This is a genomic window from Paenibacillus sp. PvR133, from assembly GCF_017833155.1.
Taxonomy (GTDB): domain Bacteria; phylum Bacillota; class Bacilli; order Paenibacillales; family Paenibacillaceae; genus Paenibacillus; species Paenibacillus polymyxa_B.
On the sequence record NZ_JAFIBS010000001.1, the window covers coordinates 4746190 to 4769773 of the forward strand.

23 protein-coding genes, 1 riboswitch and 1 other annotated feature (1 of these 25 cut by a window edge) are annotated in these 23584 nt (G+C 46.8%); of the genes, 2 read left to right on the forward strand and 21 right to left on the reverse strand.

Going from position 1 to position 23584, the window contains the following annotated elements; all coding sequences use genetic code 11:
- Nucleotides 1–88, forward strand: a binding site (T-box leader); it begins 162 nt to the left of the window's first position.
- Between the two features lie 261 nt (nt 89–349).
- Complete coding sequence (serA, locus tag JOE49_RS20800) at nt 350–1942, forward strand: phosphoglycerate dehydrogenase (protein WP_028540623.1); 1593 nt, start codon at nt 350–352, stop codon at nt 1940–1942.
- 215 nt (nt 1943–2157) lie between these two features.
- Here serA and JOE49_RS20805 read toward each other — a convergent pair whose 3' ends face one another.
- From JOE49_RS20805 to JOE49_RS20830, 6 genes are all read right to left on the reverse strand, one after another.
- Complete coding sequence (locus JOE49_RS20805) at nt 2158–3600, reverse strand: ATP-binding protein (protein WP_023989196.1); 1443 nt, start codon at nt 3598–3600, stop codon at nt 2158–2160.
- Nucleotide 3601: 1 nt separating this feature from the next.
- On the reverse strand, nt 3602–4318 hold the full coding sequence (locus JOE49_RS20810) for a response regulator transcription factor (RefSeq protein ID WP_013310758.1): 717 nt from the start codon (nt 4316–4318) through the stop codon (nt 3602–3604).
- A gap of 109 nt (nt 4319–4427) precedes the next feature.
- Complete coding sequence (locus JOE49_RS20815; protein WP_013310759.1) at nt 4428–5186, reverse strand: pseudouridine synthase; 759 nt, start codon at nt 5184–5186, stop codon at nt 4428–4430.
- 78 nt (nt 5187–5264) lie between these two features.
- Nucleotides 5265–5795, reverse strand: coding sequence for a spore maturation protein (locus tag JOE49_RS20820; RefSeq protein WP_023989198.1), 531 nt, complete (start codon nt 5793–5795; stop codon nt 5265–5267).
- Nucleotides 5796–5802: 7 nt separating this feature from the next.
- Complete coding sequence (locus JOE49_RS20825) at nt 5803–6546, reverse strand: nucleoside recognition domain-containing protein (protein ID WP_023989199.1); 744 nt, start codon at nt 6544–6546, stop codon at nt 5803–5805.
- A 57-nt stretch (nt 6547–6603) separates the two neighbouring features.
- Nucleotides 6604–7866, reverse strand: a complete 1263-nt coding sequence (locus tag JOE49_RS20830) for a D-alanyl-D-alanine carboxypeptidase family protein (RefSeq protein ID WP_209942710.1) — start codon at nt 7864–7866, stop codon at nt 6604–6606.
- Nucleotides 7867–8074: 208 nt separating this feature from the next.
- Between JOE49_RS20830 and JOE49_RS20835 the strand changes: the two genes are divergently transcribed.
- Complete coding sequence (locus JOE49_RS20835; RefSeq protein WP_209942712.1) at nt 8075–8797, forward strand: protein-glutamine gamma-glutamyltransferase; 723 nt, start codon at nt 8075–8077, stop codon at nt 8795–8797.
- 91 nt (nt 8798–8888) lie between these two features.
- On the opposite strand, the gene ytfJ is transcribed toward JOE49_RS20835, so the two are convergent.
- The 15 genes from ytfJ to JOE49_RS20910 all read right to left on the reverse strand — a co-directional run bounded on the left by ytfJ (nt 8889) and on the right by JOE49_RS20910 (nt 23572).
- Entirely contained in the window at nt 8889–9380 is a 492-nt protein-coding gene (gene ytfJ / locus JOE49_RS20840) for a GerW family sporulation protein (RefSeq protein WP_023989202.1), read from the reverse strand.
- Between the two features lie 129 nt (nt 9381–9509).
- Complete coding sequence (locus tag JOE49_RS20845; RefSeq protein ID WP_209942714.1) at nt 9510–10223, reverse strand: DUF2953 domain-containing protein; 714 nt, start codon at nt 10221–10223, stop codon at nt 9510–9512.
- 166 nt (nt 10224–10389) lie between these two features.
- On the reverse strand, nt 10390–11001 hold the full coding sequence (scpB, locus tag JOE49_RS20850; RefSeq protein ID WP_160790625.1) for an SMC-Scp complex subunit ScpB: 612 nt from the start codon (nt 10999–11001) through the stop codon (nt 10390–10392).
- Nucleotides 10970–11764, reverse strand: coding sequence for a segregation and condensation protein A (locus JOE49_RS20855; RefSeq protein ID WP_034095057.1), 795 nt, complete (start codon nt 11762–11764; stop codon nt 10970–10972). The genes scpB and JOE49_RS20855 overlap by 32 nt, the downstream gene beginning before the upstream one ends.
- A 172-nt stretch (nt 11765–11936) precedes the next feature.
- Nucleotides 11937–12401: a 6,7-dimethyl-8-ribityllumazine synthase gene (ribH, locus tag JOE49_RS20860; protein ID WP_209942716.1), complete on the reverse strand. Its 465-nt coding sequence runs from the start codon at nt 12399–12401 to the stop codon at nt 11937–11939.
- Between the two features lie 79 nt (nt 12402–12480).
- A complete protein-coding gene (gene ribB / locus JOE49_RS20865) occupies nt 12481–13164 on the reverse strand; it encodes a 3,4-dihydroxy-2-butanone-4-phosphate synthase (RefSeq protein WP_029517303.1) in 684 nt (227 codons plus the stop codon).
- A 60-nt stretch (nt 13165–13224) separates the two neighbouring features.
- Complete coding sequence (ribE, locus tag JOE49_RS20870; protein WP_053325682.1) at nt 13225–13890, reverse strand: riboflavin synthase; 666 nt, start codon at nt 13888–13890, stop codon at nt 13225–13227.
- Nucleotides 13891–14221: 331 nt separating this feature from the next.
- A riboswitch (FMN riboswitch) is annotated at nt 14222–14395 on the reverse strand.
- Between the two features lie 68 nt (nt 14396–14463).
- Nucleotides 14464–14931: an IDEAL domain-containing protein gene (locus JOE49_RS20875; protein WP_013310772.1), complete on the reverse strand. Its 468-nt coding sequence runs from the start codon at nt 14929–14931 to the stop codon at nt 14464–14466.
- Between the two features lie 219 nt (nt 14932–15150).
- The gene (locus JOE49_RS20880; RefSeq protein ID WP_028540618.1) at nt 15151–17439 is read right to left on the reverse strand and encodes a thiamine pyrophosphate-dependent enzyme; all 2289 of its coding nucleotides are present in this window, start codon (nt 17437–17439) and stop codon (nt 15151–15153) included.
- Nucleotides 17439–18452, reverse strand: a complete 1014-nt coding sequence (locus JOE49_RS20885; RefSeq protein WP_023989209.1) for a 2-oxoacid:acceptor oxidoreductase family protein — start codon at nt 18450–18452, stop codon at nt 17439–17441. Before JOE49_RS20885 ends, JOE49_RS20880 begins: the two co-directional genes overlap by 1 nt.
- A 251-nt stretch (nt 18453–18703) precedes the next feature.
- Nucleotides 18704–19138, reverse strand: a complete 435-nt coding sequence (locus JOE49_RS20890) for a peptidylprolyl isomerase (RefSeq protein WP_013310775.1) — start codon at nt 19136–19138, stop codon at nt 18704–18706.
- Between the two features lie 162 nt (nt 19139–19300).
- The gene (gene lysA, locus JOE49_RS20895) at nt 19301–20668 is read right to left on the reverse strand and encodes a diaminopimelate decarboxylase (RefSeq protein ID WP_209942718.1); all 1368 of its coding nucleotides are present in this window, start codon (nt 20666–20668) and stop codon (nt 19301–19303) included.
- 110 nt (nt 20669–20778) lie between these two features.
- Complete coding sequence (locus JOE49_RS20900; RefSeq protein ID WP_028540616.1) at nt 20779–22473, reverse strand: spore germination protein; 1695 nt, start codon at nt 22471–22473, stop codon at nt 20779–20781.
- Nucleotides 22474–22499: 26 nt separating this feature from the next.
- Nucleotides 22500–22922 carry a stage V sporulation protein AB gene (locus tag JOE49_RS20905; protein ID WP_023989211.1) on the reverse strand — a complete coding sequence of 141 codons (423 nt, stop codon included), beginning with the start codon at nt 22920–22922 and terminating at the stop codon, nt 22500–22502.
- Complete coding sequence (locus tag JOE49_RS20910) at nt 22919–23572, reverse strand: stage V sporulation protein AA (protein WP_053325683.1); 654 nt, start codon at nt 23570–23572, stop codon at nt 22919–22921. Before JOE49_RS20910 ends, JOE49_RS20905 begins: the two co-directional genes overlap by 4 nt.
- Nucleotides 23573–23584 lie beyond the last annotated feature (12 nt).

Consider the following 23584-nt stretch of genomic DNA (forward strand, 5'->3'; position numbering starts at 1 on the left):
CCTTTCGGTCATTTTATGACCGCTGAAGGCAGTCCATTGCGAAATGGCTGCGAATTAGGGTGGTACCACGATAACTCTCGTCCCTTACTATGGAGATAGTATGTGATTCGGGAGTTTTTTTGATGCCCGAAAACCGCAAAGTGTCTCCGCATAAGACTTTTGGTCGTTAGTTTGGTGCATAATGCTATTCCATCCCTTTTCTGCGTCAATGCGTTATCACACTAGTATTTCACACCGCTCTCCTGTACTTTTAGAAGCATTTCAAGTTTTTTCATGTTCTTTATGGAATGTATTTCAGTTTGAAGTACATCCTGTCCATAAAAGAAGTTAACTTTGAGGAGGAAACCAAATGTTTAAAGTGTTAGTATCCGATCCGATCAGTGACCTGGGCATCCAGCAACTGATGGATGCAGACGATGTCACGGTGGACAAGAACACAGGTCTCAGCGAGGATGAATTGGTTCAAATTATTGGTGACTATGACGCATTACTCGTTCGAAGCCAAACTCGGGTAACCGAACGCATCATGACGGCAGGTAAGAACCTCAAGGTTGTAGGGCGAGCTGGGGTCGGAGTGGACAACATCGACCTTGAAGCAGCAACACAGCGCGGGATTATCGTTATTAACGCTCCTGACGGCAACACGATTACGACATGTGAGCACACTTTTGCGATGATGATGGCTCTAGCACGTCATATTCCACAGGCGTATGCCAAAACCATTGGCGGTACATGGGATCGTAAAACATTCCTCGGTGTCGAACTGCGTAACAAAACACTTGGAGTCCTCGGCATGGGACGTATCGGCAGTGAGGTGGCTAAACGTGCCAAAGCATTTGGCATGAGCATCCTCGGCTATGATCCATTTCTAACGGAAGAACGCGCTGAGAAGCTGGGCATTAAGCTGGCGAGCGTGGACGAAATTATCCGCAACGCAGATTTTATGACCGTACACACACCATTAACACCGGAAACGAAACATATGATTGCTCGTCCACAGTTTGAAGTGATGAAAAAAGGAATGCGCATCATCAACTGTGCCCGGGGCGGAGTTATCGATGAAATGGCTCTTGTTGAAGCCATTGATGAAGGTATCGTTGCCGGTGCAGCCTTTGACGTATTCGAATCAGAGCCGCCAGCACAGGATCACCCATTCCTGAGTCATCCGAAAATTATCGTCACACCACATCTGGGTGCCTCAACTGTCGAAGCTCAGGAGAATGTAGCTATCGATGTGTCCGAGCAAGTGCTGCATATTTTGCGTGATGAGCCTTTTAAAAATGCGGTCAACATGCCTCCAGTACCATCCAACGTCATGACGCAATTGCAGCCATATTTCTCGCTTGGAGAAAAGCTGGGCAGCTTTGCCGCTCAGATCACGAATCAGGCTGTACGTGAAATTCAGGTAGATTACGCTGGTGATTTGTCCTCTGTGGATACACAGCCGCTGACACGTTATATTTTGAAAGGTGTACTTAGCCGTCATCTGGGCAGCGATGTGAACATTGTAAACTCTGTACATCTGGCCAAAACACGTGACATCCATCTTGTCGTGTCTCAGGCGCCCGCCACCAAGGGATTTACCAACCTGATTACCGTTACACTCAAAACCCAGAGCGGCGAAGAGCAACGTGTATCTGGCACCCTGCTGGCAGGCTATGGCGAACGTATTGTTCGGTTGAACCAGTTCCCAGTAGATGTGGCACCGGAAGCTCATTTCCTGCTCATCTCCCACAATGATAAACCAGGCATTATCGGTCGTGTCGGCACCTTGCTTGGGGAGAACGGCGTCAATATCGCTTCCATGCAAGTAGGGCGTAAAATTGTCGGCGGAGAAGCCATCATGATCTTGACCGTCGATAAAGCCGTGCCTAAAGATGTGCTGGTTCAACTCGTTGGTTTGCCAGAACTAAATACTGCCCAAGAAGTAGTGCTAGATTAGTTCCAGACAGTATTGAAAAGTCCAAGGTTTATAATAAAGAGAGGCGCCTGGCTACCCAGGCGTCTTTTTCTTATACCGTTATCTATCATGAGAGCAATTATCTTGAAACAGGATGTTCCACGTTGAACAAGATAAATGTTGATTTTTCAACAAAAAGCACCCTCTTCCGAGGATGCCTGCAAACCGGGGTATATCAGTTGGGGCTTATAAGCCTGTTACAGACCCAGCTTTGTTTTGTTGGAGATCGGCAGCAAAATAGTAAATTCCGTCCCTTCCCCCAATGCGCTGGCAGCAGAGACAGAGCCTCCGTGAGCCTCTACAATATTCTTGACAATAGCAAGCCCCAAACCAGTCCCTTTATCCTCACCACGTACTCTGGCCTTATCTGCCTTGTAGAAGCGGTCGAAAATATAAGGTAGATCCTCGCTGGCAATGCCTACACCTTCATCCTTAATCCGAATACGGATTAACTCATGCCGTTCTCCCAAAATTCGATCCGCCGCAATAGTAACCTTTTTCCCGCCGGGTGTATGTCTGAATGCATTATCCAGCAAATTGGTCAATACCTGCTCCAGTCGGTCTTCATCTGCCTCAGGCAGCAGCAAACGTTGGCCTTGCTCATGGTAATCGAGTGTCAGTCCCTGTTCCTTCGAACGTACCGTAAATTTACGATGAACACGCTCGATCAGCTCATTCACATCCACTTCCTGTCGGTGCATGTCTGTATGACCAGCCTCCATTCGGGCCAGATCAAGCAGATCTTTGACTAATCTTCCCATGCGTAATGATTCATCATGGATGACCTGTACCAGCTCCTCGGATTCTTCAGGTGAACCCGCCATACCATCCAGCAACGCCTCGCTGTAGCCCTGCATCATAGATAAAGGTGTACGGATTTCATGAGAGACGTTGGCCACAAAATCACTCCGCATCTTCTCAAGCTTCACTTCTTCCGTAATATCTCTGAGCACAGCTACTGCACCGCGGATTGCATTATCCGTATACAGAGGCGCCATCTGCACCGACCAGGAGCCCTTCTTGACATGGATATAGTCTCCGACATCCTCTCCCCTGTCCATAACGGTATGGAACAGAGACTGCAAAGGCTCAGGTACAGAAGCTCCAAACTCCTCCAGATCACGCTCCTGCCACTCCAGCTTTTTCCAGATATCCAACAGACTTTGTGCCGGCGGATTCGTCAAGATGATTTGTCCGCTTCTGTCGAAGGTGATTACTGCATCAGACATGCTTCGCAGTACACTGGATAAATGGTTTTTTTCCTCATTCAGACTGCGGATCGTTGCTTCCAGTTCCGTAGACATATGATTAAAAGTTTTCGCCAGTTCTCCAATTTCATCACTGGTCACCAGCGAAAGCCGAGTATCATACCTTCCCTCACGAATCGCATTCGCCGCCTGAATCAACAGCTGCATAGGCTGTGTGATTTTAGTAAAAAGGAATAGGGCAAAAAAGGTCGTCAATAAAAATCCGACAATGCATGTATAGGTGAACAAATGCTTGATTTCCGTCGATTCATACGCCGCAAAATTTCTGTTGATGTACGGCAATAAAAAAAGCCCTAGAAAAATAAGCACAGAGCCTACAAGACAAATGATGGTGATCCACAGCTTGCCTACCAGCGATCTCCAGAAGTTCACGTTATTTTGGAACCTCCAGCTTATAACCTACGCCCCACACGGTCGTAATCATAGCCGCTGCCTCTGGCGATACCTTATTCAGCTTTTCACGAAGCCGTTTCACATGCGTATCCACAGTGCGCAGATCACCAAAAAATTCGTAATTCCAAACGTCTTTCAGCAGTTCTTCGCGCGAGAAGACTTTATCTGGTGACACCGCCAAATAATGCAACAGCTCGTACTCTTTAGGCGTGAGACTGATTTCAATCCCGCCCGCAGTTACCCGGTGCGCATCATGCTCAATGATAAGATTCGGAAAAACAATACTATTGCTTGGTACCGCCTCTTTCGTTAAAAAGGCAGTTTCCGACGAACGGCGTAAAATCGCCTTCACCCGGTAAATGACTTCTCGCGGGCTAAAGGGCTTAACCACATAATCATCGGCTCCGACTTCAAAGCCTTGTACACGGTTCACTTCCTCGCCTTTGGCAGTCAGCATAATCACAGGTGTAGCTTTGGTCTGACGCAGCCGTGTACATACCTCAATTCCATCCATCCCCGGAAGCATTACATCGAGCAAAATAATGCTGTAATCGCTTGCAGTCGCTTTTTGGAGGGCAATCTCACCATCCTCAGCTTCGTCAATTACATATCCTTCTTTTTCCAGATACATCCGCAGAAGGCGGCGAATGCGTTCTTCATCGTCTACAATTAATATGCGGTTGCTTTGTTCTGACATATTCCCAGCCCCTTCGCTAAAAAAAGCATTCTCTCTATTTTACTATTTTCCTGTGCTTGGTCAAACTTTACTCTCATCCAACAGTCTCTTTACACCAAAAAGGCCGGGGTTATGACCCCCGTCCTGTCCGTTTCTTTTTCGTGTTGTCTGATTTGGCAAGTTGAATGAGACGGTTGATTTCGTCCTTAGTTAGGGGTCTGGTCAGACCGCGCTTCAAGTTTTGTAGTAAAAGATCTCCGAAGGCAATCCGCTTGAGTCTGATGACTGGGTGTGAAATGGCCTCAAACATCCGTCTTACCTGGCGATTTCTGCCTTCATAAATGGTAATCTGGATCACAGACTCCTTACCATTCGGATCTACATCTTTATATTCTACCTCGGCTGGTGCAGTAATGCCATCTTCCAGCACGATTCCTTTTTTCAGCTTGTCCAGCTCAGTACCATGCGGAACGCCTTTGACTGTTGCCACATATGTCTTGGGCACATGATGCTTGGGATGGGTGAGCAGATTGGCGAACTCGCCATCATTGGTAAGCAACAGCAGCCCTTCGGTGTCGTAATCGAGACGTCCTACCGGATATACGCGTTCCTTAACGCCTTTCAGATAGTCTGACACAATTTTACGGCCTTCCGGATCGGAAGCACTCGTAATAACTCCTTTAGGTTTGTTCATCATCAGATAGATTTTTTTCTCGGTTTTGATCGGGCGTCCCTTTACCGTAATCATATCTTGATCAGGGTCTGCCTTCGTTCCCAGTTCAGTTACGATAACCCCGTTCACTTCCACGCTACCCGCCTGAATAAGCTCCTCACATTTACGTCTGGAAGCTACACCAGCTTGGGCCAATATTTTCTGCAATCTTTCCATGTTCGCAAATTCACCTCATGCTAATGATACCCATCCATGAGCAAAATCACAACCCCCGTTCAAAAAACGATACAGAAATTAAAATATAAGCAGGCAAATCGCAATGGCTGCCACAAAACCAACCACATCTGAAAATAGTCCTACCTTCAAAGCATACCGTCCATTGCGGATACCTACCGCACCAAAATATACAGTTAGCACATACAGCGTCGTATCTGTGCTGCCCTGAATCGTTGAAGCGATCCGACCGATCATGGAATCCGGGCCATAGGTGCGAATTAGATCCGTCGTGAACGCAAGTGAACCTGTGCCCGTCAATGGACGAAGCAAGCCTAAAGGCAATACCTCACCGGGTACGCCCCAGTGCTTAATCCATGGCGTTACCCAGGAGATCAAATAGTCCAAAGCGCCGGATGCTCGAAAAATGCTAATCGCCACCATCATACCTACGAGATGAGGAATAATGCTGATGGCGGTAGAAAAGCCGTCTTTAGCTCCATCCACAAAAGAATCGTAGACAGGCACCTTTTTGGCATATGCATATAAAGGAATAAAAGCGAGAATAACCGGAATAGCCCAAGTTGATACGAGGTTAATAAAATAAAGCATGCCTCCCTCATCCTTTCCAAGTGGTGTCCCTGCCCTTGGCAGCCTTGATTCCCGTTCGCGGAACGGCAGGTGAAGATACGGACGACGTTGTTGAAGAGGCAGCAGATGTTGATGCTGGTGAGGTGAGTGGCGCCAAGGATGTCTGGGACGGCGGAATCGCTGGAGGACGGCGGCGCAATTCTCGACTACGGTACCAACGGTCCGCCGCAATTGCGGCAAAGGTGGCTATTGCGGTCGCTACCAGTGTTGTACCAACGATTTCTGCCGGATGTGCGGAATGAAAATTAAGCCGTATCGCGATCAACGTCGTAGGAATAAGCGTAATACTGGCTGTATTCAGGGCGAGCAGCGTACACATGGCTGGTGTGGCGGTTTGCTTATCTGGATTGAGCGTCTGCAACTCTTGCATCGCCTTGATTCCCATCGGTGTGGCTGCATTCCCCAGACCCAGCAGATTGGCGCTCATATTGGACAAAATGTAACCCATAGCGGGATGATTACGCGGAACATCAGGGAAGAGAAAGGCAACCAAAGGAGAAAGCAGCTTGGATATTTTCTGTAAGAGCCCGCCATCTTCAGCCAGCCTCATCATGCCCATCCAAAACACCAGCACACTTATCAGTCCAAAGCACACTGTAACCCCCGTAGTTGCCCCGTCAAAAGCCGCTTTCGTCACCACCTCAATATTACCCTGCGCGGCAGCAAATACAAATCCAATACAAATCAAAGCCACCCATATGAGATGAATCATGGCTGATTCCTCCTTTACCCAATGATGTGACACGTGCAGCTCTATTTCGTGCTTGCCCTAGGCTCCAAACAAATTTTTAAGAATTTCGTTCCATCTGCTCGTCCAACCTCGTTGCTGAGTATTGTTAGCAGGATCTTGTGCAGTTGGAGCCTCCTGCCGTGGCCGTACGGTACTTTGAGCAGGCAGCTTACTCCCTTTTTCATACACAGGAACGGAACCAATAAGTTCACCATCCAATAGGAATTCGACCCGTCCTCGTAAGCCAAAAGATATGTCCGCTCTGTCTACAGAGGCGGAATTTTTATACAACACTAGTCTTTTGTGCAACTGGGTCTTCTCACTATCATGTAAAGGATATGCAAAGCTTGTACCTGTTAATAGTGGGTAACCATCGATAGGTTGCTGCTTGTCCGTAATCGGAATGAGCGGATAATATCGAAATCCGTAATCAAGCATACGGGCATGATCGTTCCAATCGTCCCCGTCATTCAAGGTAACAGCAGCGAGCTGGCGACCGTCCCGTGTGGCCGAACTGACCAGACAGCGAAACGCTTTTTTGGTAAAGCCTGTTTTCACCCCGTCAGCTCCCTCATACAGCCGCAGCATTTTGTTTTTGTTGTGCCATGAGTAGTCCCAAGAATCGTTGGGATTCGGTGCTTTTTTCAGTTCTGTTTTTACGATACGGGCAAAAGTTGGATTATGCAGCGCATAAGCAGTAAGCCGGGCCATATCATTGGCTGAGGAATAATGTCCCTCGGCATCCAGCCCGTGCGGATTAGCAAAATGTGTATGGCTTAGCCCAAGCTGAACCGCCTTGTCATTCATCAAATGGACAAATCCCTCTTCTGTCCCCCCCACATGCTCAGCAATGGCAGAAGCGGCATCATTACCAGAACGGAGCATTAAGCCGTACAGCATATTTTCCAGCGACATTTGTTCACCCATTTGCAGAAAAAGCGAGGACCCTTCTTTGGCATACGCCGTTGGACTCACCTTCACCCGGTCCTGCAAGCGTCCATGTTCAATGGCCACGATCGCTGTCATAATTTTGGTCAGGCTGGCAATACGTAGCTCCCGGTCACCCTCGGTAGAATAAATGATTCTTCCTGATGTGACATCAATTAAAGAAGCAGCCTGTGCATGGGTTCCTAATGCGGGCGGTGCTGCTTCTGTTTTTATCGCTCCCCGAACGGGCAGCGGACTTAGCAACGTAAGCGGCAATGACGAAATAATCAGAAGTACCAGCGGCAAAACAAATGCGCGTGCCTTATTCAAGAAATGGCTGTGGTCCGCGTGGATGTGTTGCTTTTTTTTAAACATTTGGATTCCTCCGGTTTTGAGCAAGTCTTGTACCATTCTATGTCCAAGCTGTTCAAAGTATGTCCACCTTTATAACAGAAAATTCCTTTACAGGACAGCCATTAGCTGCTCCTTTTTCGCTTTCTTTCTACACAAACTAAGCAACATCCCTCCCTGAATACATATATATTAGTTACTAAACGTTAAATATGGATCGAGGGGTTATAACATGCAGCGACTACAGTTTGAAATGATTTTAAGATCGCGGATTGTAGAGTCCGCAGAAGCATTACACCGTAGTGGTGTATCCTTTGCCACATTTTCTACCGCACGTTGCAACCAGCAATTTTGGGATTTAACGAAAAAAGGTGGCTTTCAGATCAAAGCAGGTGTCACACCAGCACAGGGGATCAGAGATATCTTTTTAAACGGTCATCAATACGCTTTTGAATGTGCAACAGCTATGGTTATTGTGCTGTACAAAGGAGTGCTGGATTCCATTTTGGAAAGTGAGTTTAATCGGATTTTTGCAGATATGCTGCTGTATGACTGGCACTATGACAGCGACCTCAGGCTCATACAGCAGGAAGGAAGTCATAAAGCGGCTCCCGGCGATATTCTGTATTTCAACAATCCGGATGTGTCGTCTGAAACATTGGAATGGAAAGGAGAAAATGTCGTTAAGCTGAAGGAAGACTTGTTTTATGGACATGGGATTGGCATCTTGCCGGCGAAGGGTATTATCGATTCCCTGAATCAACATCGTCGACCGGAAGCCACGGTATCTGCTTATTTGACGGATGAAGTGATCTATCCGGACTTCATCTACCTATCCCAGTTTGCTGCCGAAGGAAATCGAAAAAATGAAATCTCGCTGCATACTTTGTATCAACAGGAATACAGTCACCATATACATGCTGTCATTGGGGGAAGGCAGTATATTCGGGGATAGGGCCAAGTACAAGCAGAAAAGAAGGTATTCCTTAGCCTATACTCGGCTTTGGGATACCTTCCTGAGAGAACGCTTTTAATTTCAATAACTTTTACAAGTAAGCCGGGCCAGAATTACTGTGATCCGTAGCAACATCTACAGGTACCTGTGGGGGTGGAGTCTGCAAGTTGCCGCCTGCGTTCTGGAAGATAGACTGAACCTTATCAATCAGGTATGGCGTGGAGTCAATGAGCTTCTCAATCAGATGCGTTTGATTGTCCAATGGAACGATTTGTGCCCCCTGTTTGCCAACAACCAGAAAAGCAATGGGATGAATAGATACACCACCACCGCTACCGCCTCCAAAAGGATGCCCTTCCTTCCCGCTATGATTACCCGACGCCGAGGAAGTATGAAGTGCCTCTTCGTCTACGTTAAAATCACTTCCTCCGGCAGCGAAACCAAATCCTACCTTACTGATTGGCAAAATAACGGAACCATCGGGTGTTTCCACTGCGTCTCCTACAATCGTATTCACATCTACCATGGCTTTGATGTTTTCCATTGCGGTTTGCATGAGCCCTTGAATCGGGTGATCTGACATGATTTATTCCTCCTCTGCTTATCTCAAGCGTAGACTGCCTTTTCTTTCGCTATTGTGCGCAGGGGTTCAAGGAAATATGTATGTCATTCGATAGTTCAGAAAGGATTGAGTCTCACCTCACTCCACTGTTTAACTTTCACTGGTAGCTTGAGGATCCTCAGTTTTTTTGGAAAAAACCCGTTTCCACGCCTCCGGTCCACCCGGAACGCGCCATATACGATAAGCTAACGTGAGCATGGAGAAAATTAAATAACCGAGCGACATATTTGCTTCACAGGTCAAGGTGGTAGTAAAACGCAAGCGATCCACCCAATAGGGCACGACAAACAGCTTCGGGATACAGTCCACACGTACAAAGCTGGTAGCAAAACCGATCAAGGTCGTTTTCAATCCCCATAAAATACCGGTTGAGGTAGCTGTATAAGCCGCATCAGCAAGACTTATATTGGTAGACCATTCCATTTTGGACAACGTCACATGCGCCAAGGTATGTCGCAACCATCGATGTAAGGATTTCGTTCCCTTGAGCAAAACCCGTATATCATGTATAAATTGCTTTATTTTTTCTGTATCAATATTTCCGCTATCCACGGAAGCATCCGTTTTATGTATGTTTTTATTGCGGTCAAGCCGATAGAGAAGCCCTTTTTTTAAACCTGTTATGAGAATGGCCGGAATATCGTAATTCATTTTAATCATCCCGTATAGAAATCTGATCTCTAGATGCGCCCGATCATCATTGTCATGTTTGGCAATATCCAGCTTCAATCGAATACGAGAGAGCAGAATAGCCAGCACAAATAATATAACGACGATGATGGCGATACTGATCCATTTCCACACTGGCGAGTCCTCCCTACCTTTTTGCTATAGATATCATGGCAAAAATAGTATGACCGTTCGCCGGAAAATCATGCATCTTAAAATACCAACAGCCAGCCCCCAACTATGTGAGGACTGGCTGTCTGTTTGAGCTTTAAATAAGTAAGCCGCAAGATCCGAAGCAACTTTATTGGGATTCAAGATCCAAATCGTGGGCCGCAGGCTGGCTGCTCTCCAGACGCTCGAACAATAATTGAGTCTCTTCCTCCAAATTGTCCGAATCCTCGAACAACTCCGGTTGCGGTAGATCTGCCAAAGAGCCCAGACCGAAATAATCCAAAAATGATTTCGTCGTTCCGTACAATATTGGCCGTCCGATGGCTTCAGCTCGACCTTTCTCTTCAATGAGCTCCTTGTTGACCAGTGTATGTATGGCCCGCTCGGATTTGACACCCCGAATCTCTTCGATTTCAACTCTTGTAATGGGCTGGCGGTAGGCAACAATGGCCAGCGTCTCCAAAGCAGCTTGAGACAGTGAGGCACGTGCCGGAGAGTATGCGAGCTTTTCAAAGTAAGGTGCATGTTCGGATAAAGTTGCAAGCTGATAATGACCGGCAATACGGACAAGTTGCAAGCCCCTTCCCCCCTGCTCCATGTCCTGCTTCATATCTTCCAAGCACTGTTCAACCAGTTCTTGCTGCTGCTCTACAATGTCGGCGATCTGCTTGGTGGACAACCCTTCCTCTCCTGCGAGAAACAGCAGTCCCTCAATAATTGATTTCAGCTTCAGATAATCCATTAACCCGTAAATCCCCTCTCCACTCCATTACAATATCATCGAAAAGCTTCTCCTGATAACAGAAAATTTGTTTCATTTTCATCAGTTCAAGGATAGCCAAAAAGGTCACAACCACCTCATGCCGATACATATCCTCATGCATCAGCTTGGAGAACAGCAGCCGTCCTCCGTTCCCCAGCATCTCTAACGCCCCGATAACTTGTCGGATACGGTCCTTGACTGAAATTTCGTCTCGATGAACACGGGTTACCGTCGTACGTCGTTCTGCTTTGCGCAAAGCACGCTGAAAGGCCGCGACCAAATCGCTTGCATGCAGCCCATGCACCGGATTTGCGGGTTCAGTGGGCAGGAATGCGCTTAGATCTTCTGGCTCCTTGCCATAAATTAGACTCCGCTCCCACTCACGTTCACTTAGATGGCGAGCAATCCCTTTATATTTACGATACTCCACCAGCTTGCGGACCAGTTCCTCACGTGGATCATAATCCTCTTCCTCATAAAAATCCAAATCGTCATATTCCATCACAGGTGGCTTGGGAAGCAACAATTTACTCTTAATAGATAAGAGCGTCGCCGCCATCACCAGAAACTCGCTCGTAATGTCCAGTTCCAGCTCCTGCATACTGTGCAAAAAAGCCATATACTGATCAGTAATATCGCTAATCGGGATATCCTGAATGTCGATCTCGGCTTTATCAATCAGATGCAACAGTAGATCCAGCGGACCCTCGAATGTTTCCAGCTTGTAGTTTACGACTGTCAATGTGCTTCCCCCTGCCTTACTCCAATCATCATTCAACAATACCTTTCCCTATAGCACTTATGCTCTACGTTATCAATCCCTCTTTCTGTAGTATATACGTCATCGCCTTGCTTAACAATCCAATCCCTTTTCACCTTGCAGTTTATACCGTTCTATTCAGCTATTCCTATAATTAAAATTGCTTGCCGAGATTGGCCATTTCAATCGCAGCCAATGCAGAATCCCAACCTTTATTACCAGCCTTCGTACCTGCTCGTTCAATAGCCTGTTCAATGTTTTCTGTCGTCACTACCCCAAAAATAACAGGCACTCCCGTTTTCAGGCTGCTTGCTGCCACACCCTTGGCCACTTCATTGCAGACGATATCATAATGTGAAGTAGAACCACGGATGACCGTACCCAGCGTAATTACGGCATCATATTTGGCGCTTGCAGCCATTTTTTGTGCAATCAGTGAAATTTCAAATGCACCCGGAACCCAGGCTACATCAATTTCATCTTCCTGCGCACCATGTCGTTGAAGGGCGTCAATTGCGCCGCTTAACAGCTTGCTCGTAATAAACTCATTAAATCTGCCCACCACAATACCATATTTTAAACCGTTCGATACGAGATTACCTTCTAGAAAACGTGCCATGTTTAATCAACCTCTCATAGTTTAATTATTTAGGGACTTCGGATAATACTTCAGATTTACTTGGAACTGAGATGTATTTTTACAATGACAAACGACGACGGTAGTCCACCAAATGCTGAATACTGATCAGCTTCAATTGATGTCGCTTGGCGACCACTGCCAGATCAGGCAGGCGGGCCATTGAGCCATCTTCCTTTATAATTTCGCAAATGACCCCAGCAGGCTTGAAGCCACTGAGTCGGGCCAGATCAACAGCCGCTTCAGTGTGACCAGCACGCTGCAAGACACCACCATCGCGAGCAATCAGCGGGAACATGTGACCAGGCTTGCGGAAATCACTTCCTGTGACTGCTTCGTCTGCCAAGGCGCGTACAGTCAAGGAGCGCTCGGCCGCTGAAATACCCGTTGTTGTCTCCATATGATCTACCGATACCGTAAAGGCAGTACCGTGGAAATCTGTATTTTGCTCTACCATAGGATGCAATTCCAAAGCTTCGGCTCTTTGTCGTGTGATTGGCACACAGACCAACCCGCGACCTTCTGTAATCATGAAATTAATGACCTCAGGCGACGCTTTTTCAGCCAAAGCGATAAAATCGCCTTCATTTTCGCGCTGTTCATCATCCACTACAATAACGACTTTACCGTTTTTTAAATCCTCCAACGCTTCTTCGATGGAATCCAAACGAATCTCTTCGTCATGTTCCAACTCGCCATGCTCTATGACGTTCGCCATTGCACTTGTTTGGCTACCTCTATCCATAACACTTTCCTCCTTATGTCTTGTGCCACGAATGCTCCTAAACAGGCTTACCATTCAATATCAGGCAAAGCCGTGTTTCGCCAAATAGTCCAAACTGAGAGGAGCTTCTTCTACTCTCTCCGCCTCCGCTGCACCTCTGTAATTTAAAAGCTGTTCTACATATTTGCCCAAAATATCACATTCGATATTGACGGTATCCCCCTCACGTTTGGCTTGTAAGGCCGTTTCGGATAAAGTGTGGGGAATAATAGATACGGCAAAGGTATCTCCCGTACGCTGTGCGACTGTGAGGCTGATACCATCAATTGTGATTGACCCTTTGAGTAGAATATATTTAAATAATGTTTGATTTTTAGGCTCAACTTCGAACACAACTGCATTCTGGTCTGATGTCACCCCTCGAATCGTTCCCGTCCCGTCCACATGTCCTTGCACGATGTGTCCTCCGAACCTTCCACTCGCCGTCATCGCTCGCTCCAGATTGACTCGGCTGCCGGATCTCAACTCTTTCAGATTAGTGCTACGAAAGGTTTCCGGCATCACATCAACCTTAAAGTCTTTCGAACCAATCCGTATCGCCGTCAGGCAAACGCCATTAACCGAGACACTGTCTCCTATTTTCAAATCGCCCAACACCACGGAACCCGAAATCCCCAGCACCATCGCTTCACCGCTTTTGGAAATAGTTTGAATGCGACCCACTTCCTCAACTAATCCGGTAAACATGTCTTCACTCCTTTCCACTACATTTCAGTTTATCCCTAATTCATCAGCTATAAGCGCAAAAAAACCCCAGTTCGGATTCAATCCGTCATGGGGGTGATGAGAGTCACATTTGTAGTATACAAGCGCAGTTCATATGCATCTTAAGACGACATGAAATCATAGGTTTGCCAATAGAAAGCATGACTGAGGATACAACCAAATACGCTCAGAACACCCATCAAAAAGAAAGCTTAAGCAAGCTATCGCCCGATGCTGTCCTACAACGAAATAAGCCGTACGCACAATTGGGTATGCTAAAAATCGGCACATGTCACGTCATGCACATGCGCTTCGTATCCTTCTCCCATCCAGACTATACTGTCGGTCCCGGATTTGCACCAGGTCCACCTTCTGCCGATCATTCAGCATCCGGGTCACGGACTAAGCCATGCTGTTTCTCACAAAAACGATCCACAAACATGTCATCACCGCCGGTGGGGAATTTCGCCCCGCCCCGAAGGATCTTGCTCTTATTTAATTGAATTAACATTAAACTTGTTACGTATATTAGCACCGACTTCTAAAAAAAGCAAGTTATCTAATAGAAGCGCCTGCTTTGGTTTTGACATATTGGCTGGAGAGTTCTTCAAACCAGGTTTTATCATTCATATGAAGCGCCAAGTCAATCAGATCGGCCAGTTCCTCGACTCCCAACTCTGTTGCATGATCAAAGGTAATTACGGCTGAAGCAACAGGTCCCCGCCCTTCCTCAGAACATGCCTCATAATCCAGTCGCACATCAACATGTCCGTCAATAAACTCGCATTTCAGAAAATAAATAATTTCACACATTAAAATGGGGCGTACCTGTGTTTCTAACACGCAATCCATCACCTTGGCAGAATAGTGCTGGTTCGTCAGCGTGAATTTGTGTTCTGTCGCTGCCAGCGATGCCCGTCCAAAATCGTCCGTAAATTTTAGTTCTACTGGCTTGATGTTCATAACCTTAGGGATCTGCTTCTTTATAATTTCGATTATTTCAACTGTATTCAGCTTAATCATTACCTGCACCTCATTGCATCTTAAAATTCAGAAGAAAACTTTTTAACGTGCCTCTTATAGGCCTCCACTCCTATATCGGAAATCATTACCTGTTTTTTTATGCTTGAACCCATAAACGACAAAAAAGATTCTTTGCGCAATAAGCGCAAAGAATCTTGATCGAACCACTACAGTAACAGCGGCTAACAATGCTAATCGATGATTATGCAAAAAACAGAATTATAGCTCTGAAATTTCATGTTTCTTTTTCAGGGTAGTCCAGCGACGCTCAATCTCCTGCTCAAAGGTAGCCAGCGTAGCCTCTTCCTTGAGAAGATGCTTCGTTTTACCCATTAATTTCAACCATTCTGCAGCTGGAATCCGTTTTCCCTTGTCTTCCGGATTATACGTAATCGTCGTACTGCCTTGCTCTATTTCGTACAAAGGAAAGAAACAGGACTCGACTGCGGCGCCCACAATGCTGGTGCCCAGTCTGTCTTCGGATTTCCAATTCAGCGGGCAGGCGCACAGGATCTTACCATAGGCCGTACCCACGTTGTTCGCATACCATTGAGCTTTGGCTGCTTTACGCAGCATATCCTGCGGATGACTTTCAGCTGCTGTAAAAGCATACGGAATGTTACAAGCAGCCATGATTTGCACGGTATCCTTGTGATGCCCTTGCTTTCCTTTTTGCATTTTCCCTACACCCGACGTACTGGTCATGTGACCGAGCGGAGTGGAGTACGATTGCTGTGAACCTGTATTCATGTACCCTTCGTTATCATATTCCAACATGATCAGCTTATGATTACGCAGAGCCGCACCAATCGCAGAACCCATACCAATATCCATCCCACCGTCACCACTGATCATGATAAAGGTCGGATCGTCCGACATCTCAATTTCATTGCGGCGCTTCATTTCCATATAAGCTTCCAGCGCTCCCGAAAGTGTAGCGGCCCCGTTTTGAAAAAGATTGTGGATCATCGGTTGTTTGTGTGATGTATATGGATACCCTGTCGTCGTCACATATACGCAGCCTGTCTGGAACAACACGACAATATCCCCTTCAATACCTTTGAAAAACAGTTCCAGCGCAGACAATGCCCCACATCCTGGGCAAGCCCCGTGACCTGGTGTAAGACGGCGTGGTTTGGTTGTCAACGACCGCAGGGGTGGTACCTTGACTTTGAGCTTCCCGGTCGCCTCGTCCGGCGTAACCTGAATCAGACCCGTACGGTATGCATTGCCACGTGGCGGTTGCATAACTTGCGGCATCACCTTGTCCGGTGAACCCGGATTAATTCCGTAATAATCAAAGGGCTTCTCGGCTCGTCCGGCCTCTGCCGCCTCAATCGCAAGCTGGAAGAACGCCTCTGCATCTTCCGCATAAAAATCCTTGCCGCCCAAGCCAAATATACGACTCAACACGAGTGTCCGGTTCAGCGGGTCCTCCTGCAAGGCCGCTTTAATTTCATGCGTTAAATTACCGCCGTCTGCCCCATACGAATCTGCACGTTCACCTACCAGCAGCGCCTTGACATCGCGTAATGCTTCCCGCAGTTGTGCGGCTGGGAACGGTCGGATGATATTCGGACGTATCACACCAGCTTTAATCCCGCGCGCGCGGAGTTGATCCGCCACATCCTTGGCTGATTCAGCCGCCGAATTCAACAGGAATACCGCGACCTCAGCATCCTCCATATGATACAGATCCAAAATCGGGTATTCCCGACCGGATAAAGCGGCATATTCTGCTGCTACCTGCTCATATACTCCTTCTGACAGCTTCAGTGCTTCGGATAGCTGAACATGATTATTCGTCAGGTCATCACCGTTCATATGCGCACCCACGGTAACAGGATGATCAAAATCCGTAATATTCGGATAATTCAAGTTCGGGTTAGGACCTACAAAACCGCGCACGGTCTCAGCATCGGCAAAATATTGCACTTTACGTTTTTGATGGGACGTATAAAAACCGTCATATGCGACCATTACAGGCAGCCGAACATCGCTATGCTCTGCGATTTTTAGTGCCATGATGTTCATATCATACACAGCCTGTGGTGTACTTGCCGTCAAAATGACCCAGCCTGTATTCAAACCATAGTACAGGTCCGAATGATCCCCGCGAATATCCAGGGGACCACTAACAGCTCGTGTCACCAGATTCATAACCATTGGAAAACGGGTACCTGACTGAACAGGTAACTGCTCCAGCATGTACAGGAAACCTTGCGAACTAGTGGCGTTCACAACCCTCGCTCCCGCTGCGGCAGCTCCATAACAAATCCCTGCCGATCCGTGTTCTCCGTCTGCTGCAACCAGCTTAATATTATGCTGACCTCTCGTTCTCATCTGATCCAGATATTGCGCTACCTCGGTAGATGGAGTAATCGGGAAATATCCCATCATATGATAATTAATCTGCGCAGCCGCCGTAGCTGCCATTTCATTACCGGATTCGAACGTTGTCACTTGCGCGGCGCCTGTCTGTTTGAGTTCTTCCTCCAGTTTTGCCATTACGCACGCCCTCCTTCATATGCCGGAAATTGGTGGGCAACTCGATTCTGTTCCGCCCATCCCCATTGTTCGCGACGCGAGCTTAATGCCCCCGACGGGCAAATATCTACACATTTCAGACATCCTTTGCAATACTGGTAATCAATTCCTTGCAAAAATGGCATCATTCTTCCGCGTTTGTCTGCTTGCTCTTCCCATACAAAACAGTAATCCGGGCAAATCGAATCACACTTGGCACAATGGGTACATTTATCAGCTTCATATTCAGGCACATATCCCTGACGTGAACCACTAACATCTCTCGTCATGCTGTTTCCCTGAGTTGCAATAACGCCCCCCAGTAGTTGGGTTTCGTATCCCAGCAATGGCTGCGGACGTTCAAAAACCCGATCCTCTGCGTCATCAGTAACCGGATATACGTGCAGTTCCATTTCATCATAACCACGGTTAAACGTACGCAGATTAGGTTCCACTAACAGTGGATTTTTCTTTTCAAAGGTACTGCGTATAACCGATCTCATCGCTTCCGGGTCCAGGAAATCACAGACACGGAACAAGGCACCGAGCATGGACGTATTTAGTTTGGTTCGCTCTTCCAGTGCGATGCCCATCGCATCCACCACCGCTAATGTACCGGATACCAGTCCCAAATCAGCCCGTATTTCTTCTGCTGGACGTGTGGAATTAACCACTACAATCCCATCCGCTGGCAGTCCGCTGATTACATTTACCGTTTTGTATAACGTTTCATGGAAAATGCCTACCACATGCGGTTGCTCAATCGGACTGTGATCCCGAATATCGACCTCCGGCTCACAGAAGCGGACGAAGCTTTTAACCGGAGTTCCCTTTTTTTCCGAACCGTAGGACGAAAAATTTGAAGCATTCAGCCCCAAACCAAGCACCCCGGTTTCGGCCAACATTTTGCCAGCCAGATTAGCGCCGAGTCCACCAATGGATTCCAGCCGGATTTCAAAAAATCCGAGTCGATTTGTGCGCGTTAAAATAGACAATGTGATAAGCCCCCTTCTTTTCCAATCCTTACTGAGTTTGAATACTCATATAAAATAAATGGAAAATGCATTCTTATGAGAAGGCTATCACAACACTTACTTTTCGAATGTGATCTTACGCACTGTAATGCCTACGTGATTGCGAAAATCAATAAACCGTCAAACAAAAGACAACAAAAGCCGCCCTGTCCAAAGACAGAACGGCTTAGGTGCAACGCTATTTAAAAAAGATCATGTAATTAACGGTAAAATTACACGTCAAATACTTTAACCTCTTTCATTTTGTCGCCTTGTTTTACAGCATCAATGAATTCCATACCTTTGGTTACTTTACCAAATACAGTATGTACTCCATCTAAATGTGGTTGTGGAGCGTAGCAGATAAAGAATTGGCTGCCACCTGTGTTGCGACCTGCATGAGCCATGGACAGAACGCCTTTGGCATGCTTTGTTGTATTCGTAGCTGTTTCACAGTCAATCGTGTAACCAGGACCGCCTGTACCGTTACCGATTGGACAACCACCTTGAGCCACAAAGCCCGGAATGACACGGTGGAAGCTCAAACCGTTGTAATAACCGCTGTTTGCCAGCTTTTCAAAGTTAGCAACGGTGTTTGGAGCTTCTTCTGGGAAAAAGTCAATTTCGACGATACCGCCGTTTTCAAGATCTATTCTACCTTTTTTCATTGTTTGTATCTCCTTTTCAACCTGTTTTGAGAACTAAATAACATCAAGTTCCAGTTTACTATGAATTGCCGCGCTTAGCAAAGTCTTGTCCAAAAAAAAGGGCCATTGTCCCCGGTGTATTATTACCGACTCAATGGCCTGCTTGATCTTACAATGCTAAAATCAGGACGAAACCGTAATCTTGGCGTTAGGCTGAACCGCCGGACTGGCTTGATCACGAATCAAGCGCTGTGGCACAACATCGTTGCGTACGATATCCTCGTAGGTTTCCCGACGCACCACCAACTCGGCCTCACCGTTGTTGACAAATACAACTGCTGGTCGACGTATTCGGTTATAATTACTCGCCATCGAGTAATTGTAGGCTCCGGTTGAGGCAACAGCGAGCAAGTCGCCGCTATTTATACGAGGTAGTTCTACATCCCAAATAAGCATATCGCCGCTTTCGCAGCATTTGCCCGCAATGGACACCGTCTCTTCGTTCGTATCCTGCGCTCGATTAGCCAGCATCGCTTCATACTTGGCCTGATACAGTGCAGGACGTGGATTATCTGTCATCCCGCCATCTACCGAGACATATTTACGTACCTGCGGAATATCCTTGATGCTTCCTATCGTATATAAGGTCGTGCCTGAATCGCCTACAATACTGCGTCCCGGCTCAATCCAAATTTCTGGAAGTTCATCGTAAAGTCCTGAAAAATAGGTTTTCACCGCTTCGCCGATAGCCTGCACATAGGTGGATACTTTCAGCGGTGTGTCCTCCTCTGTGTAGCGAATGCCAAATCCCCCACCCAGATTAATCACTTTGAAAGAAAACTGAAGCTGTTCTTTAATTTCTCTGGAAAAAGCTGCAACCCGTTCAGCAGCCATTTGAAAGCCATTCACTTCGAAAATTTGCGAACCGATATGAGAATGCACCCCTAACAGGTTAAGATGGTTCAGCTCGATAGCCTGTTCCACTGCTTGGCGTGCTGTACCATTCCCAATGTCAAAGCCAAATTTCGAATCTTCTTGACCTGTGGCCATATATTCATGCGTATGCGCCTCAACCCCTGGTGTAACACGCAGTAAGATATTCACCTGCTGTTCTTTCTCGGAGGCAAGGGCCTGCAACAAATGCAACTCCATTTCGCTATCAACGACGAAGCAGCCAATTTGCGCATCTAACGCCATTTCAATTTCTTCCGGTGTTTTGTTATTGCCGTGAAAATGGATTCGCTCTGCCGGGAACCCTGCTTGTAGCGCAGTAAACAATTCTCCACTGGAAACTACGTCAAGCGACATTCCTTCTTCAGCAGCTAAAGCACACATCGCCATAACACAAAACGCTTTGCTTGCATAAGCAACTTGAAACTTCAATCCGGTTTCACGAAAAGCTTCTATGAATTCCCGGCAGCGCCGGCGGACTAACTGTTCGTCAACAATATATAGCGGCGTGCCAAAACGCTCTTTCAAAAGCGTTGTATCACAACCGCCGATCTCCAAATGTCCATTGCTGTTAATTTTACTGCTTCCATGCAAATACATGTTCTGGCGCCTCTCTTTCTGGAACAAGCTAGTCATATTCCATCGAATGTTTACACCAGTATAGCAAAAAAAACATCAAGAACAATGGATTTTTATGCAGATCATTTATATTAATGCTCCTGTCCATTGCCTGAGTTCGAATCTGTGTCGGCATCCGTATGGGGCATACGCGTATTGTCCCTCGTTTTGTTAGATGACGGGCGGTTAGGCGCATCTAGTACAGGCATACGGAACAAGATGGAAGCTAACGCTTTGGCATTAAAAGGAATGAACGGCCACAAATACGAAGAATTATATGACCGATGCAGCGTCAGCATCAAAATGATCAGTGTCGTACCCACGACAAAGCCCGGTACGTGAAAAATTGCAACAGCAACCAGCAGGAATAGTCGAATCAGTCTATTCGCCAACCCCAGCTCATAGCTCGGTGTTGCGAACATTCCTATGGCAGCGACAGCCATATACAGCACGACCTCATTCACGAAAAGTCCCGTCTTAACCGCTATATCACCGACCAGAATCGCTGCGATCAAGCCCATAGCGGAAGCCAGTGGTGTCGGAGTATGCACAGCCGCCATTCGCATAAGATCGACCCCTAGTTCTACAATGATAAACTGGGCAATCAGCGGAAGATGTGCTTCCTTTTGAGGACCAATAAAATCAAGAAACGCCGGTTTTAATTCGGGATTGATGACCATTAGCAGCCACATCGGAAGCAGAAACATCGAGGCGAATATACCTATAAAACGTACCCAGCGCAAATAACTTCCCATAAAAGCGGTTTGCCGATTCTCTTCTGCATGCTGACACAAGTCAAAAAAAGTGGTAGGCAAAATCATCACGCTGGGTGAGGTATCGACGAAAATAACGAGCCTTCCTTCCATGATATGCGATGCCACGACATCTGGTCGCTCCGAATATCGTACTAATGGATATGGATTCCAACCTTTATTGATAATAGTCTCCTCTAATTGCTTGTCGGCCAGCGGAATACCATCCAAATTAACATTTTTAATTTTGTCTCGTACAGTATCCACCATCACCTTATCCACAATATCGTCAATGTAACCCAAACATACGTCTGTTCGGGTTCGACGTCCGACCTGCATAGCCTCAAATTTAAGCCCTGGGTCCCGCAAACGCCGGCGCACCAGACCTACATTGGTAAGCATTGTTTCAGTAAACCCGTCGCGAGCACCGCGCACAACCCGCTCCAAAGAAGGTTCCTCCGGATTACGCACCGGGTAATTACGAGTATCCAGAATAAGGGAAAAACGCTCGCCTTCCATGAAAAAGGCACTCAGTCCCGTCAGCACCTTGTTAATGACCACAGACATCTTATCCGTCTTCTCCACCTGAATATGTGGAATAAAATTTTCAAAATACGCTTGTAGTCCATCCGAAGAGAGATCATCCGGCGTCAGATAGGTGAGCCGCTTTAGCACTTCAAGCATGATCTGATCCTTCGCAAAGGAATTTAGGAACAGATATCCGGTATGACGCCCACCCAGTGTCATTTCCCTGAATACTACATCAAAGGTCTCCCCCAAACCTAATACTGTTTCAAGTGTATTCTTATTATCCTTCATCCTCGGCGATATATCATCTTCGGCCTGCCAGTAGCGAACGGACTCCTCTACGTTATCAGACCGCTCACTCTCTTTTTTGTGTTTAAAACGTGCTGATTCCTGCGCCTGCTTTTTCTGCCATGGACTCAACTCTTCTCCGCCGGTATGGTTTTCCTTTCCAATTCCCCCGTCTTCTTGATGCTGCTCCTGATGCTCTTGATCCGCTCTGTGATCCATATTCCTTGCCCCCTTCGCTTTCGTTGTTAACGGTTGTATACAAACCAGTCAAATAAGGAACCTGTCACCTTGCCAAGCACCATTGCCATCAACAGACCGAGCATATACACGGTCATGTGGAGTCGCTTGGCGAGTATAGGCAGGAGATTCAATACCTCCGTTAGAGCCGCGGCGAGCAAGCCAATAAACACTCCGCAAAATAACCCAGGTATCCATGTAAATATGCCCGGTAGTGGCAAGCAAATGTTCCAAAAATCGACCACAGTTCCCAGTACTGAGCCTACAATCATTGCCTTTTCGTATGCACGTGATTTTTTATACGTACGGGTAAGTTGTGCTAATCGCGGCATGATATCCAGCACAATAAAAAAAGCAATTACACCGCTACCCACCGCAAGGCCCCCAGCAATACCTAAAATAATCTGAAGTGCAGCCTGTACAAATATCATGGTTTCTTATCCTTTGTCTGCAGAAGGGCCATCTTTTCATATTCCTCTGCCACAACATACTGATCCACATTTTCCTGATACAGATACATTTCCACCTCCAGCGGCGTCGGCTCCTCGTTCCAATTTTTCTTGAACAAGTGATTAAAAAAAACGATCATGCCAAAGCCGATGCCGATCGAGTAAGCAATTTGAAACAGGTACGGATGCTCATCCTTATGTCCCGTAATCATCTCCACAATCCGAACCTGTACCTCCATCATGCTAACGTCGGCATGAAAATTCATAATTGTCAGCGCAGAGCCAAAAAACAGAAGCACCCATACCAAAACAAACAGTATTTTGGACGGCTTACGGGGTTTCTCCACAAGTTCCACAAGTACATGCGGCTTCCCGAGAGATTCAACTACGACCCCCGGAATATGATCTCTAATTTTTGCTATAATCTGCAGCATGTCTATCAGTATCAGATTACCGTCCTGGTGCTGCGGCCGCTTGAGAACAAGCTCAAGCAAATCCTTTTCCCATTCAGGATTAGTCAGCAGTTGGGCTACATCACCCAAATGTAAATCCTGCCCTTGTATCATGCGGACACGGCTGCGGAGCCGCAAGTAGACAATAGGAGCTACTGTAGGAGCCGGACTATGAGTCATCCGATCCCCTCC

Bases quoted from the DNA above. Each gene is read 5' to 3' on its own strand.
- JOE49_RS20810 (WP_013310758.1), bottom strand. From the start codon at position 4,318: ATGTCAGAACAAAGCAACCGCATATTAATTGTAGACGATGAAGAACGC.
- JOE49_RS20835 (WP_209942712.1), top strand. From the start codon at position 8,075: ATGCAGCGACTACAGTTTGAAATGATTTTAAGATCGCGGATTGTAGAG.
- JOE49_RS20815 (WP_013310759.1), bottom strand. From the start codon at position 5,186: ATGGAAAGATTGCAGAAAATATTGGCCCAAGCTGGTGTAGCTTCCAGA.
- JOE49_RS20905 (WP_023989211.1), bottom strand. From the start codon at position 22,922: ATGATATTTGTACAGGCTGCACTTCAGATTATTTTAGGTATTGCTGGG.
- ytfJ (WP_023989202.1), bottom strand. From the start codon at position 9,380: ATGTCAGATCACCCGATTCAAGGGCTCATGCAAACCGCAATGGAAAAC.
- ribE (WP_053325682.1), bottom strand. From the start codon at position 13,890: ATGTTTACCGGATTAGTTGAGGAAGTGGGTCGCATTCAAACTATTTCC.
- JOE49_RS20910 (WP_053325683.1), bottom strand. From the start codon at position 23,572: ATGACTCATAGTCCGGCTCCTACAGTAGCTCCTATTGTCTACTTGCGG.
- JOE49_RS20890 (WP_013310775.1), bottom strand. From the start codon at position 19,138: ATGAAAAAAGGTAGAATAGATCTTGAAAACGGCGGTATCGTCGAAATT.
- JOE49_RS20880 (WP_028540618.1), bottom strand. From the start codon at position 17,439: ATGGCAAAACTGGAGGAAGAACTCAAACAGACAGGCGCCGCGCAAGTG.
- ribB (WP_029517303.1), bottom strand. From the start codon at position 13,164: ATGGATAGAGGTAGCCAAACAAGTGCAATGGCGAACGTCATAGAGCAT.
- lysA (WP_209942718.1), bottom strand. From the start codon at position 20,668: ATGTATTTGCATGGAAGCAGTAAAATTAACAGCAATGGACATTTGGAG.
- JOE49_RS20825 (WP_023989199.1), bottom strand. From the start codon at position 6,546: ATGATTCATCTCATATGGGTGGCTTTGATTTGTATTGGATTTGTATTT.
- JOE49_RS20875 (WP_013310772.1), bottom strand. From the start codon at position 14,931: ATGATTAAGCTGAATACAGTTGAAATAATCGAAATTATAAAGAAGCAG.
- serA (WP_028540623.1), top strand. From the start codon at position 350: ATGTTTAAAGTGTTAGTATCCGATCCGATCAGTGACCTGGGCATCCAG.
- JOE49_RS20820 (WP_023989198.1), bottom strand. From the start codon at position 5,795: ATGCTTTATTTTATTAACCTCGTATCAACTTGGGCTATTCCGGTTATT.
- JOE49_RS20830 (WP_209942710.1), bottom strand. From the start codon at position 7,866: ATGTTTAAAAAAAAGCAACACATCCACGCGGACCACAGCCATTTCTTG.
- JOE49_RS20900 (WP_028540616.1), bottom strand. From the start codon at position 22,473: ATGGATCACAGAGCGGATCAAGAGCATCAGGAGCAGCATCAAGAAGAC.
- scpB (WP_160790625.1), bottom strand. From the start codon at position 11,001: ATGGATTATCTGAAGCTGAAATCAATTATTGAGGGACTGCTGTTTCTC.
- ribH (WP_209942716.1), bottom strand. From the start codon at position 12,401: ATGGCACGTTTTCTAGAAGGTAATCTCGTATCGAACGGTTTAAAATAT.